At 64.8% G+C, this 12,647-nt stretch carries 11 protein-coding genes and 3 tRNA genes; 2 read left to right on the top strand and 12 right to left on the bottom strand.

Annotation, left to right across the window (positions count from 1 at the left end; all coding sequences use genetic code 11):
- Positions 1 to 9 precede the first annotated feature (9 nt).
- From nusA to rlmE, 10 genes are all read right to left on the bottom strand, one after another.
- Positions 10 to 1,503: a transcription termination factor NusA gene (gene nusA, locus KPL81_RS18495; protein ID WP_197448836.1), complete on the bottom strand. Its 1,494-nt coding sequence runs from the start codon at positions 1,501 to 1,503 to the stop codon at positions 10 to 12.
- Between the two features lie 56 nt (positions 1,504 to 1,559).
- A complete protein-coding gene (gene rimP / locus KPL81_RS18490; protein WP_209474602.1) occupies positions 1,560 to 2,021 on the bottom strand; it encodes a ribosome maturation factor RimP in 462 nt (153 codons plus the stop codon).
- 209 nt (positions 2,022 to 2,230) lie between these two features.
- A tRNA-Met gene (locus KPL81_RS18485) sits at positions 2,231 to 2,307 on the bottom strand.
- Between the two features lie 120 nt (positions 2,308 to 2,427).
- Positions 2,428 to 2,514: transfer RNA gene (locus tag KPL81_RS18480), tRNA-Leu, on the bottom strand.
- A 24-nt stretch (positions 2,515 to 2,538) separates the two neighbouring features.
- Entirely contained in the window at positions 2,539 to 2,898 is a 360-nt protein-coding gene (gene secG / locus KPL81_RS18475) for a preprotein translocase subunit SecG (protein ID WP_209474603.1), read from the bottom strand.
- A 4-nt stretch (positions 2,899 to 2,902) separates the two neighbouring features.
- On the bottom strand, positions 2,903 to 3,652 hold the full coding sequence (gene tpiA / locus KPL81_RS18470) for a triose-phosphate isomerase (RefSeq protein WP_219793385.1): 750 nt from the start codon (positions 3,650 to 3,652) through the stop codon (positions 2,903 to 2,905).
- Between the two features lie 72 nt (positions 3,653 to 3,724).
- Positions 3,725 to 5,074: a phosphoglucosamine mutase gene (gene glmM, locus KPL81_RS18465; protein WP_219793384.1), complete on the bottom strand. Its 1,350-nt coding sequence runs from the start codon at positions 5,072 to 5,074 to the stop codon at positions 3,725 to 3,727.
- Positions 5,067 to 5,933, bottom strand: coding sequence for a dihydropteroate synthase (gene folP, locus KPL81_RS18460; protein WP_219793383.1), 867 nt, complete (start codon positions 5,931 to 5,933; stop codon positions 5,067 to 5,069). The genes glmM and folP overlap by 8 nt, the downstream gene beginning before the upstream one ends.
- Positions 5,934 to 6,020: 87 nt before the next feature.
- The gene (gene ftsH, locus KPL81_RS18455; RefSeq protein WP_219793382.1) at positions 6,021 to 8,033 is read right to left on the bottom strand and encodes an ATP-dependent zinc metalloprotease FtsH; all 2,013 of its coding nucleotides are present in this window, start codon (positions 8,031 to 8,033) and stop codon (positions 6,021 to 6,023) included.
- A gap of 215 nt (positions 8,034 to 8,248) precedes the next feature.
- Positions 8,249 to 8,905 carry a 23S rRNA (uridine(2552)-2'-O)-methyltransferase RlmE gene (gene rlmE, locus KPL81_RS18450; RefSeq protein ID WP_219793381.1) on the bottom strand — a complete coding sequence of 219 codons (657 nt, stop codon included), beginning with the start codon at positions 8,903 to 8,905 and terminating at the stop codon, positions 8,249 to 8,251.
- A gap of 164 nt (positions 8,906 to 9,069) precedes the next feature.
- Here rlmE and yhbY point away from each other — a divergent pair, with 164 nt between their 5' ends.
- Positions 9,070 to 9,396: a ribosome assembly RNA-binding protein YhbY gene (yhbY, locus tag KPL81_RS18445; RefSeq protein ID WP_209474612.1), complete on the top strand. Its 327-nt coding sequence runs from the start codon at positions 9,070 to 9,072 to the stop codon at positions 9,394 to 9,396.
- 108 nt (positions 9,397 to 9,504) lie between these two features.
- On the opposite strand, the gene greA is transcribed toward yhbY, so the two are convergent.
- Positions 9,505 to 9,981: a transcription elongation factor GreA gene (gene greA, locus KPL81_RS18440; RefSeq protein ID WP_219793380.1), complete on the bottom strand. Its 477-nt coding sequence runs from the start codon at positions 9,979 to 9,981 to the stop codon at positions 9,505 to 9,507.
- Complete coding sequence (gene carB / locus KPL81_RS18435; protein ID WP_219793379.1) at positions 9,978 to 12,227, bottom strand: carbamoyl-phosphate synthase large subunit; 2,250 nt, start codon at positions 12,225 to 12,227, stop codon at positions 9,978 to 9,980. Before carB ends, greA begins: the two co-directional genes overlap by 4 nt.
- Positions 12,228 to 12,239: 12 nt before the next feature.
- Between carB and KPL81_RS18430 the strand changes: the two genes are divergently transcribed.
- Positions 12,240 to 12,325 (top strand) — tRNA-Pro (locus KPL81_RS18430).
- The last annotated feature ends 322 nt before the right edge of the window (positions 12,326 to 12,647 follow it).

The following is a 12,647-nucleotide window of genomic DNA, read 5'->3' as shown; positions in this document are numbered from 1 at the left end:
GTGACCCGTTTACTGTTCGTTCTCGAACCAGGGCGCACGGGCAGTCATGATCAGTGCTGCAGCGCGCTCCTCGTCCATGCCCTCGATGTCCATCAGATCGTCGACGGACTGCTCGGCGAGGTCCTCCATGGTGACGATGCCCCGGCTGGCCAGGATGAAGGCCAGGTGACGCTCCATGCCATCCATCTCCAGCAGGTCGTCGGCCGGCTGTGCGCCGTCCAGTTCCTCTTCCGAGGCGATGGCCAGCGTCAGCAGTTCATCCTTGGCACGCGCACGCAATTCTTCCACCAGCTCTTCGTCGAGCTCCTCGATTTCGAGGATCTCCTCGAGGGGCACGTAAGCGATCTCCTCCAACGTGGTGAAGCCCTCTTCCACCAGCAGCCGGGCGAGGTCTTCCTCGATGTCCAGGTGCTGGATGAAATGCTCGACCAGGCTGTCAATCTCCTGCTCGCGCTTGTCTTCCGCCTCCCCTTCGGTCATGACGTTGATCCGCCAGCCGGTGAGCTCGGAAGCCAGACGTACGTTCTGGCCGCTGCGACCGATGGCCTGAGCCAGGTTGTCCTCGGCCACGGCCACGTCCATGGCATGGGCGTCCTCGTCGACCAGAATCGAGGCGACATCGGCCGGCGCCATGGCGTTGATGACGAGCTGAGCGGGATTGTCGTCCCACAGGATGATGTCGACCCGCTCGTTCTGCAGTTCGCTCGACACCGCCTGCACGCGCGAACCGCGCATGCCCACGCAGGCCCCGACCGGATCGATGCGCCGGTCGTTGGTCTTGACCGCGATCTTGGCCCGGGAGCCGGGATCACGCGCCGCGCCCTTGATCTCGATGAGCTGCTCGGCGATCTCCGGCACCTCGATCTTGAACAGTTCGATGATCAGCTCGGGGCAGGTACGCGACAGGATCAACTGGGCGCCACGCGCCTCGGCATCGACCTTGAGCAGCAGCGCACGCACCCGGTCGTTCATGCGGTAGCGCTCGCCGGGAATCATCTCGCTGCGCGGCAGGAACGCCTCGGCGTTATCCCCCAGGTCGATGATCAGCCCATCGCGCGTGGTCTTCTTGACGATGCCGGCGACCAGCTCGCCCTCGCGCTCGGCATACTGGCGAACCACCTCGGCCCGCTCGGCCTCGCGCACCTTCTGCACGATGACCTGCTTGGCGGTCTGGGCGGCGATACGGCCGAAGGCCGCGTTCTCGATCTGCTCCTCGACCACGTCCCCCAGACCCAGCGGCGGGTCACGGCGCTCGGCATAGGAGAGCTTGATCTCGGCGTCGGGATTCTCGAACTCGTCGTCCTCGATCACCTCCCAGCGGCGAAAGGTCTCGTACTCGCCCGTTTGACGGTCGATATGCACCCGCACGCTGACCTCACGGCCTTCGAAGCGCTTGCGCGAGGCGCTGGCCAGGGCCGCCTCGACGGCCTCGAAGATCACGTTCCGGGGCACGCCCTTCTCGTTGGAGATCGCATCCACGACCATCAGAATTTCTTTACTCATGCCTATGCCTCGCCAGAAAACCTGTTCTTGTGCACCAGCAACCTTGGCCGGCGACCTCAGTCTTCGAACCGGGGAACCACCCGTGCCTGATCGATGCTTTCGATGGGAAAGCAATACTCTTCGCCGTCGAGCTGCAGCAGCACCTCATCCTCTTCGATGCCGGCCAGCAGCCCCTGGAACTTGCGCCGCCCATCGAACGGCACGCGCAGCTTCAGCGCCACCTGGTGCCCGGCAAAGCGCGCGAATTGATCGAGGGTAAAGAGCGGACGGTCCATGCCCGGCGACGACACCTCCAGGCGGTATTCGCCCGGGATGGGGTCCTCCACGTCGAGCACGGCACTGACCTGGCGACTGACGTCGGCGCAATGATCCACGCTCACACCGTCGGCATGATCAATGTAGATCACCAGCCGGGAATGCTTGCCCTGGGGGCGGTAGTCGATGCCCCACAGCTCGAACCCCATGGCGGTGACCACCGGCTCGATCAGCGCATATAACGCAGCGTCCTTGAGTGCCACAGAAAGCTCCTACAGCCGTTGCATCAGGCACCTGGCCGGGAGTGAACAGGAAAGCTAGGTGGCTGATTGGCGTTGCCCGAACAAGCGCTGCCGGCCTGGCCGACAGTAAGCCGCTAACAAAAAGCCCCTTCGCAGGAAGGGGCCTTTCACAAGAAACCTGTAGTACCTCTTTCGGCATCTTGCATCCCGCTCGGACGCCTGCCAAAAGATGGTAGCGGGGACCGGATTTGAACCGATGACCTTCGGGTTATGAGCCCGACGAGCTACCAGACTGCTCCACCCCGCAACATTCCAGGTCGGCGATTCTAGGCGCAATAATCGCTTGAGTCAAGCGTGCGCCTGCCATCTTCCTGGTGCCAATCCTGCTTCTGACGACTCGCGGCCCATGGGACCACGGCGTTTCAGATGGTGCCGAAGGCGGGACTTGAACCCGCACGACCATAAGGTCACTACCCCCTCAAGATAGCGTGTCTACCAATTCCACCACTTCGGCTTGCTAGACTGCCGGAACCGCGACTCAGCCGTCGCTTTCCTCCAGCACTGGCGCGGTATTATCCACATCGTTGGCGTCGTCGTCAAGCGTTGGCAGGCCACGCTGCTGTTCGATCAGGCGCGAATCGGGAATGCCCGCCTCCGGGGCCTCTCCTGCCTGGCTGGCGAAGTAGGCCAGCGTCAGCGAGGTGGCGAAGAAGGCCGCCGCCAGCACCGCCGTGGTGCGCGAGAGAAAGCCGCCGCTGCCGCGCGAGCCGAACACGGTCTGGGAGGCACCGCCGCCGAAGGCCGCACCGGCCTCGGCCCCCTTGCCCTGCTGCAGCAGAATGAGAACGACCAGCGCGATGGCGATCGCCACATGGATCATGAGAATGGCAACTTGCATGGATTCAACCTGCTGACTGACAAATGGCTAGGAAATCGTCGACCTTGAGCGAAGCACCGCCCACCAGGCCGCCGTCGATGTCGGGCTGAGCCAACAGCTCAGCCGCGTTGCCGGCGTTCATGCTGCCGCCGTACAGCAGGCGCAGGCCTGCCGCGAGATCACGATCGAAGCCGCCTTGGTACTCGCGAATGGCGGCCATGACCTCCTGGGCCTGCTGCGGCGTCGCGGTTCGCCCGGTCCCGATGGCCCACACCGGCTCGTAGGCGATGACCACCCGCGCGCGCTGATCCGGCTCGAGGCGCGCCATCACGTAACCCACCTGGCGCAGCACGACCTCGAGGGTCTTGCCCGCATCACGCTCTTCGAGGGTTTCGCCCACACATAGAATCGGCGTGATGCCGGCGTTCAATGCCGCCAGCAGCCGATCGTACACGGCCTCGTCGTCCTCACGATAGAGCTGGCGTCGCTCCGAATGCCCCGCCAGGGCGTACTCGACGCCGAACTCCTTGAGCATGCGCCCGCTCACCTCGCCGGTGCGGGCACCGGAATGCAGCGGATTGAGTGTCTGCGCGCCCAGGCGTAGCGAGGTACCCTCGAAGGCGCGCCTTGCCGCATCCAGATAGGGAAAGGGCGGCAGGACGACCACGTCCAGCGATGCCGGAAGCCTCGCCTCGGCAAAGGCGCGACCGAACTCTTCGACCAGCACAGCCGAACCGTTCATCTTCCAGTTCCCGGCGATCAGCGGCGTTCGCATGCAGCGTCCTCTTTCAAAGTGGAGCGAAATGGTATAGGAGGCGTCAAGTCAAGACAACAGCTGTCGCGGCTGTCAACCCAGTTCTCCCTTGACCTGGTCGGCCAGGCGCCCCGCCAGGCCTTCGACGTCGAGGTGCGCCCGCCCTTCGACCATGACGCGAATCAGCGGCTCGGTGCCGGACGGGCGCAGCAGCACGCGCCCCTCGTCGCCGAGCTCCGCCTCCACGGCCGCCACCGCGTCCTGGACCGCCGGGCTCGCCATCAGCACCGAGGCATCGCTGCCCGGCGTCAGGCGCACGTTGACCAGCACTTGGGGCACCTTTTCGAGACCGGCAAGCAGCGCCTTCAGCGGCTTGCCCTCGCTGACCATGAGCGCCAGCACCTGCAGGGCCGAGACGATACCGTCGCCGGTACTCTGCACATCGGCACAAACAATATGACCGGAGGATTCACCGCCGAGCTGCCAGCCGTTCTCCAGCAACCGCTCGACCACATAGCGATCGCCGACCTTGACGCGTTCGAAGGGGATATCCATCTGCTCGAGCGCCATGGCCAGGCCGAAATTGGTCATCAGGGTGCCGACCACGCCGCCCACCAGCTGACCGCGCTCGTGCCGGTCGCGGGCGATCAGGTAGAGGATGTCGTCTCCATCGACTTCGCCCCCGTCGGCATCGACCATCAGCACCCGGTCGCCATCGCCATCGAAGGCGATCCCCAGGTCGGCGCCCTGCTGGATCACCGCAGCACGCAGCGTCGCAGGAGAAGTCGAGCCCACCTCGCGATTGATGTTGAGCCCGTCGGGACTGGCCCCCACCAGGCTGACCTCGGCGCCCAGCTCACGGAAGACGCTGGGCGCGATGTGGTAGGTGGCGCCATGCGCGCAGTCGAGTACCATGCGTAGCCCATGCAGGCTGACCCGGTTGGGGATCGTCGACTTGCAGAACTCGATGTAGCGGCCAGCGGCGTCGTCGATCCGCATTGCCTTGCCCAGCTTGCCTGCCGCCACCGTGGTCAGCGGCTCGTCGAGCACCGCCTCGATGCGCTCCTCGAGCGCATCCGCGAGCTTGGTGCCCTCGGTGGAAAAGAACTTGATGCCGTTGTCGGCAAAGGGATTGTGCGAGGCCGAGATGACGATGCCGGCATCGGCGCGGAAGGTTCGCGTGAGATAGGCAATGCCCGGCGTGGGCATCGGGCCGAGCAGCGCCACGTCGACACCGGCAGCGGAGAGCCCCGCCTCGAGGGCCGATTCGAACATGTAGCCCGAGATGCGCGTGTCCTTGCCGATCAGCACCCGGGCACGCCCCGACTCCCGCGCCAGGACCCGACCCATGGCCCAGCCCAGCTTGAGCATGAAGTCCGGTGTGATGGGGTACTCCCCGACCGTTCCGCGAATGCCATCCGTACCGAAGTATTTTCTAGTCATGCTCGCAGCCTTCCCTTAGCACGGCCCAGGTCATGTTCACCGCATCCATGACCGGGCCAACATCATGAACGCGCAAAATACGCGCACCGCGCTCGACGGCCAGCGACGCCAGCGCTAGCCCACCGGGCAGACGCTCCTCCACCGGACGGCCCAGCACCTTGCCGATCAGGCTCTTGCGCGACATGCCGACGAGCAGCGGCAACTCGAGCTCGGCCAGGCGTTCCATGCGATGAAGCAAGCGCAAATTATGCTCGACGGTCTTGCCGAAGCCGAAACCTGGGTCGAGCAGCAGGCGCTCACGGCGCAGGCCGGCAGCCTCGCAGACCGCCACCCGGTCAGCCAGGAAGCGATGCACGGCGTCCTCGATGGGCTCATCATAGCGGGGCGCCTGCTGCATGTCCCGTGGCTCGCCCTGCATGTGCATCAGGCACACCGGCAGCCCCGTTCCCAACGCCGCCTCCAGCGCACCTTCCCGCTGCAGAGCGCGTATGTCGTTAATCATGCCGGCGCCCAGCACCGCGACCTGGCGGATCACGTCGGGGTTGCTGGTGTCCACCGAGACCAGAGCGTCGAGCTCACACACCAGACGCTCGACCACCGGAGCCACTCGGTCCAGTTCCTCCTGGGTGGAAACCGGCTGCGAGCCGGGGCGGGTCGACTCGCCGCCCACATCGATGATCGCCGCCCCCTCGGCCAGCATACGCTCGGCGTGGCGCAGGGCATCGTCTACGGCCACATGGCGGCCACCGTCGGAGAAAGAATCGGGCGTGACATTGAGAATGCCCATGAGGCGGGGATAAGAGAGGTCGAGGCGGTGCCGTCCACACGGCAGCCAGGTCGGTGCGGGGTTGTCTGTCATGTCATGAATCCTGTGACGCAGGCCCGGGCTCGGGACTCCACAGCAAAGGCGCCCCATCGGGGCGCCTGGCTTCTTGTCGGGGCTTCGTCACGACCCGGCGGGGCCACCCAGCGGGTCGGAGGGACGACGGCGAGGCTCCCCGTCTTCGTCCTCGTCACCGTGATCGCCATTGCCGGTGCCGTCGGTCGGCTGCTGGGTGGAATCCTCCTCCTCGCGAGAGGACTCAGTCTCACTGCCGATGGGGGCACCGGTACCGGAATCGCCATCATCCCAATCCTTGGGCGGACGCGGCTTGCGGCCCTCCATGATATCGCGCAGCTGGTCGGCATCGATGGTCTCGTACTGCATCAGCGCCTCGGCCATGGCATCGAGCTTGTCGCGATTCTCTTCGAGGATCTGCTTTGCCTTGGCATAGCACTCATCGATGATCTTGCGCACTTCCTTGTCGAGCCGGGTAGTGGTCTCGCCGGACTTCAGCTTGCTGCCACCCTGCCCCGGACCACCGAGGAACTGGTGCGACTCGTCCTCGTCGTACATGATCGGCCCCATCTCCTCGGACAGGCCCCACTTGGCGACCATGTTGTGGGCCAGCTCCGTGGCGCGCTTGATGTCGTTGGAGGCCCCGGTAGTGACGCCGTTCGGTCCCAGCGTCATCTCCTCGGCGATGCGGCCGCCGAACAGCGAGCAGATCTGACTGATGATCTGCTGGCGCGACAGGCTGTAGCGATCCTGCTCGGGCAGGAACATGGTCACACCCAACGCCCGGCCACGCGGAATGATGGTGACCTTGTAGACCGGGTCGTGCTCCGGCATCACCAGGCCGATGATGGCGTGGCCCGACTCGTGGTAGGCGGTGTTGAGCTTCTCTTTGTCGGTCATGACCATGGAACGGCGCTCGGCGCCCATCATGATCTTGTCCTTGGCCAGGTCCAGCTCCTCCATGCCCACCAGCCGCTTGTTGCGCCGCGCGGCGAACAGGGCCGCCTCGTTGACCAGATTGGCCAGGTCGGCGCCGGAGAAGCCCGGAGTACCGCGGGCGATCAGCGACGGCTTGACGTCGTCGGCCAGCGGCACCTTGCGCAAGTGGACGTTGAGGATGTGCTCGCGCCCGCGGATATCGGGCAACGGCACCACGACCTGGCGGTCGAAGCGACCCGGGCGCAGCAGCGCCGGGTCGAGCACGTCAGGACGGTTGGTGGCGGCGATGACGATGATGCCCTCGTTGGCCTCGAAGCCGTCCATCTCCACCAGCAGCTGGTTCAGTGTCTGCTCGCGCTCGTCATTGCCGCCGCCCATGCCGGCGCCGCGCGAACGGCCCACGGCATCGATCTCGTCGATGAAGATGATGCACGGCGCCTGCTTTTTGGCCTGCTCGAACATGTCACGCACACGCGAGGCGCCGACGCCGACGAACATCTCGACGAAGTCGGAGCCGGAAATCGAGAAGAACGGCACCTTGGCCTCGCCGGCAATGGATTTCGCCAGCAGCGTCTTACCGGTGCCCGGCGGCCCCACCATCAGCACGCCACGGGGAATGGTGCCCCCCAGGCGCTGGAACTTGGAGGGATCGCGCAGGAAGTCGACCAGTTCCTCGACCTCCTCCTTGGCCTCGTCACAGCCGGCGACGTCGGCAAAGGTGGTCTTGATCTGGTCCTGGGAGAGCAGCTTGGCCTTGGACTTACCGAAACTCATCGGGCCGCCCTTGCCGCCGCCGCCCCCCTGCATCTGACGCATGAAGAACATGAAGATGGCGAGTATCAGCAGGATCGGGAAGCTGGCGATCAGCAGCCGCGTCCACAGGCTCTGCTGCTGCGGCTCCTTGCCCACCACAGTGACGTTGTTGGCGAGCAGGTCGTCCATCAGCTTGGGGTCTTCCGCCGCCGGCCGGATGGTCTGGAACTGCGACCCGTCGGCACGCTCGCCGGTGATGGTGTAACCGTCGATGGTTACGCTGCGGATCTGCTGGTTCTGCACCTGCTGGACGAACTGCGAATAGTTCATCGTCTGCGGTGTGCCATCGACAGTGAAGTTGTTGAACACCGTCAGCAGCACCGCTGCGATGACCAACCACAGGATCAAATTCTTCGCCATATCGTTCAAGGGACCACCCTCATTGCAAGCATCTCTCGCCGTAACGCCTAGCCCTGTGACCACAAGGGACCACAGTATGACCACAGGCGGGCAGGGCGTGTTCCACCCGGCCTTCATGCCCCCACTGTGACACAGTTGGGCCGCGCTGTCCGGTCATGGCGTCGTTAGTCTGTCTCTATCGACCGGCCGCAGCCGGTCGGGAAGCGCCGAGCCAGCAAGCTGGCTCAGCCGCGAAATCCTTCCGCCAGCAGGTAGACCTCGCGCGAGCGGGCGCGGGAGGCCTCCGGCTTGCGCGTCACCACCTTGTTGAAGCTGCCGCGCAGCTCCTTCAGGTAGGCATCGAAACCTTCGCCCTGGAACACCTTGGCCAGGAAGCGGCCACCGGGGCGCAGCGCCTGGCGCGCCAGGTCGAGGGCGAGTTCCACCAGGTACATGGCCTGGGGCTGGTCGATGGCGCTCATGCCACTCATATTGGGGGCCATGTCGGACATCACAAGGTCCACCGGACGTTCAGCGAGGGCCGCGAGGATCGCCTCGAGCACGACCTCCTCGGTGAAGTCGCCCTGAATGAACTCGACGCCGGCCAGGGCATCCATCTCTAGGATATCGGAGGCGATCACCAGCCCCTCGGGACCCACGCGATCCGCCGCCACCTGGCTCCAGCCACCCGGCGCCGCCCCCAGGTCGATCACACTCATGCCGGGCTTGAACAGACGATCTTTCTCGTCGAGCGCGAGCAGCTTGTAGCTGGCACGGCTGCGATAGCCGTCCTGCCAGCTCTGCTGCACGAAGCGGTCGTCGAAGTGCTCCTTGAGCCAGGAAGCCGAACTCTTGCTGGCAGCCTGTTTGCCACCGCGGGACGAGGAAGTGGATCGAGCCACAGATCACCTTGACTGAAGATGCCGAACGCTGCACAGGCACGCCGGCCCGGTTCGGTATGACGCGGAGCTGGTCGAGACCTGACTCGGGTCTCGCCATGCTTTCGCCGGCACGCGTTTCACCGTACCATGTCAGGTTACGCGCAACCGGGAAGACGCAAGATACCATGAGCTTGTCACAGGCACAAAAGAAAGCATTCCGCAGTATCGGCCACCACCTGAACCCCGTGGTCACGGTGTCGGAGAACGGCGTTTCCGAGGGCGTGCTGGCCGAGCTTGACCGCGCGCTTGCCGATCATGAGCTGATCAAGGTGAAGCTGGCCTTGGCCGAACGCGACGACCGCGCCGCCATGCTCGAGGAGCTGCTCACAGCGAGCGGCGCCGAGCGCGTGCAGACCATCGGCAAGATGGCGCTGCTATACCGCAAGAACCCCCAGGCCAACCCCAAGTTGTCCAACGTCAAGCGCTTCGAGAACCATCACGGCCGGCACTAGGGGCTGGCGCGCCAGCGGCGAGCCTCGAGCTCCGCGCCGCGAGGCATCACTTAGCAAAAAGCCCGCGACAAACTGTCGCGGGCTTTTTGCTGGCGCGCTGCTCGTCGCTCAGCGGTGCTCGACGCTGGATATCTCGTACTCGACCTCGCCGCCCGGCGTGCTGACCACCACCACATCGCCCTCTTCCTTGCCGATCAGGGCGCGGGCAATGGGCGAAGTGACCGAGATCTTGCCGGCCTTGATGTCGGCCTCGTCCTCGCCAACGATCTGGTAGGAGACCTCTTCGTCGTTGCCGAGATTGAGCAGCTCGACGGTGACGCCGAAAATCACCTTGCCGGTCCGGGGCAGCTTGTGCACGTCGATCACCTGAGCATTGGAGAGCTTGCTCTCGATCTCCTGGATACGCCCCTCGATGAAGCCCTGCTGCTCGCGCGCCGCATGATACTCGGCGTTCTCCTTGAGATCGCCGTGCTCACGGGCCTCGGCAATCGCCGCGATCACCTTGGGGCGCGCCTCGCTCTTGAGTTCCTCGAGCTCCTTGCGCAGGCGCGCCTCGCCGGCAACGGTCATCGGGACCTTGTTCATTGTGTGGCTCCTGCATGCAGTTCCTGTAGCCGCCGTACCGTAATCGCATTGCCATATTCCAGCGCCATGCAAACGGCGCTTGCCCCTGCCAGGGTGGTGGCATAGGGCACCTTGCGGGCCAGCGCGGTACGACGGATCACCGAGGAATCATTGATCGCCTGGCGACCCTCGGTGGTATTGACGATATAAGCGATGTCGTCGTTCTTGAGCAGATCGACGATGTGCGGACGGCCTTCGTAAACCTTGTTGACGACCTCGACCTCGAGACCGGCAGCGTCGAGGGCGGCTGCGGTACCCCGGGTCGCGCACAGAGTGAACCCCAAGCCTAGCAGAGAACGCGCCACCTCGATAACACCCGCCTTGTCCGGATCGCGCACCGAGAGGAACGCCTTGCGCTCGCCTTCGAGCCTTGGAATCGCCTCGCCGGCACCCAGCTGCGCCTTGTAGAAGGCCTCGGCGAAGGTCTCGCCCGAGCCCATCACCTCGCCGGTGGACTTCATCTCAGGCGACAGGATCGGGTCGACGCCGGGGAACTTGTTGAACGGGAATACCGCCTCCTTGACGCTGTAGAAGTGCGGCACGATCTCGCGGGTAAAGCCCTGCTCGGTCAGACTCTTGCCGGCCATGCAGCGCGCGGCGACCTGGGCCAGCGAGGTACCGATGCACTTGGAGACGAAGGGCGCGGTACGCGAGGCGCGCGGGTTGACCTCGATGACGTAGATTTCGCCGTCCTGCCACGCCAGCTGCACGTTCATCAGGCCCACCACGCCGAGTTCGACGGCCATCCGCTTGACCTGCTCGCGCATCTCGTCCTGCACCTCGGCGGGCAGCGAGTAGGGCGGCAGCGCGCAGGCGGAGTCGCCGGAGTGCACGCCGGCCTGCTCGATGTGCTGCATGATGCCGCCGATAACCACCTCGTGGCCGTCGGAGACGGCGTCGATGTCGATCTCGATGGCGGCGTTGAGGAAGTGGTCGAGCAGTACCGGCGAATCGTTGGAGACCTTGACCGCGTGGGTCATGTAGTTCTCCAGCTCGTCGGCTGAGTAAACGATCTCCATGGCGCGACCACCGAGCACGTAGCTCGGGCGCACCACCAGCGGGTAGCCGATCGCCTCGGCCTTGACGAAGGCTTCGTCGAAGCTGCGCGCGGTGGCGTTGGGCGGCTGCTTGAGGCCGAGCTTGTCGATCATCTGCTGGAAGCGCTCGCGGTCCTCGGCGCGGTCGATGGCGTCCGGGGTGGTGCCGATGATCGGCACGCCGGCGGCTTCCAGCTCGCGGGCGAGCTTGAGCGGGGTCTGGCCGCCGAACTGCACGATCACGCCGACCGGCTGCTCCTTGTCGGCGATCTCGAGCACGTCCTCCAGGGTGACCGGCTCGAAATAGAGACGGTCTGACGTGTCGTAGTCGGTAGAGACGGTCTCGGGGTTGCAGTTGACCATGATGGTCTCATAGCCGTCGTCGCGCATGGCGAAAGCGGCATGCACGCAGCAGTAGTCGAACTCGATGCCCTGGCCGATACGGTTGGGCCCGCCGCCCAGCACCATGATCTTCTGGCGCTCGGATACCTCAGCCTCGCACTCCTCCTCGTAGGTGGAGTACATGTAGGCGGTATCCGAGGCGAACTCGGCGGCACAGGTGTCGACCCGCTTGTAGACCGGGCGGATGCCGGCTTTCTGGCGCGTCTTGCGGAATTCCTTCTCGGAAACGCCGAGCAGCTTGGCCAGACGCGCGTCGGAGAAGCCCTTGCGCTTGAGGCCGAACAGCTCCTGCGGTGAGAGCTCGGAGAGAGAGCGCTTGGCCACGTCCCGCTCGATGCGCACCAAGTCCTCCAGCTGAACCAGGAACCAGGGGTCGATCTTGGTCAGGGCGAATACCTCATCCACGCTCATGCCGGCACGCATGGCATCGGCGACGTAGAAGATGCGCTCGGCGCCGGCGGCCTGCAGCTCGCCCTTGATATGCGCCATGACGTCGTCGCTGAATTCGGCAAACTTGGGGTCGAGGCCGTCGTTGCCGGTCTCGAGCCCGCGCAGCGCCTTCTGCAGCGACTCCTGGAAGGTGCGCCCGATGGCCATTACCTCGCCCACCGACTTCATCTGAGTGGTCAGGCGATCGTTGGCCTGGGGGAACTTCTCGAAGGTGAAGCGCGGGATCTTGGTGACCACGTAGTCGATCGACGGCTCGAACGAGGCCGGGGTGCGCCCGCCGGTAATGTCGTTGGAGAGCTCGTCCAGGGTGTAGCCCACCGCCAGCTTGGCGGCGATCTTGGCGATCGGGAAGCCGGTGGCCTTGGAAGCCAGCGCCGAGCTGCGCGACACCCGCGGGTTCATCTCGATCACCACCATGCGCCCGGTGTCAGGGTCGACGCCGAACTGCACGTTGGAGCCACCGGTCTCGACGCCGATCTCGCGCAGCACCGCCAGCGAGGCGTCGCGCATGATCTGGTATTCCTTGTCGGTCAGCGTCTGTGCCGGGGCCACGGTGATGGAGTCGCCAGTGTGCACGCCCATGGGATCGAAGTTCTCGATCGAGCAGACGATGATGCAGTTGTCGTTCTTGTCGCGAACGACCTCCATCTCGTACTCCTTCCAGCCCAGCAACGACTCGTCGATCAGCAGCTCGTGGTTGTTGGAGAGCTCGAAGCCGCGGGTACAGATCTCCTCGAA

The sequence above is a fragment of the Billgrantia antri genome, assembly GCF_019430905.1.
Classification (GTDB): domain Bacteria; phylum Pseudomonadota; class Gammaproteobacteria; order Pseudomonadales; family Halomonadaceae; genus Halomonas; species Halomonas antri.
Note: the sequence above shows the minus strand (reverse complement) of the source record. Positions and strands in the feature narration are given on the sequence as shown.

Bases quoted from the DNA above. Each gene is read 5' to 3' on its own strand.
- yhbY (WP_209474612.1), top strand. From the start codon at position 9,070: ATGAGCTTGTCACAGGCACAAAAGAAAGCATTCCGCAGTATCGGCCAC.
- secG (WP_209474603.1), bottom strand. From the start codon at position 2,898: ATGCAAGTTGCCATTCTCATGATCCATGTGGCGATCGCCATCGCGCTG.
- nusA (WP_197448836.1), bottom strand. From the start codon at position 1,503: ATGAGTAAAGAAATTCTGATGGTCGTGGATGCGATCTCCAACGAGAAG.
- greA (WP_219793380.1), bottom strand. From the start codon at position 9,981: ATGAACAAGGTCCCGATGACCGTTGCCGGCGAGGCGCGCCTGCGCAAG.
- glmM (WP_219793384.1), bottom strand. From the start codon at position 5,074: ATGACTAGAAAATACTTCGGTACGGATGGCATTCGCGGAACGGTCGGG.
- tpiA (WP_219793385.1), bottom strand. From the start codon at position 3,652: ATGCGAACGCCGCTGATCGCCGGGAACTGGAAGATGAACGGTTCGGCT.
- folP (WP_219793383.1), bottom strand. From the start codon at position 5,933: ATGACAGACAACCCCGCACCGACCTGGCTGCCGTGTGGACGGCACCGC.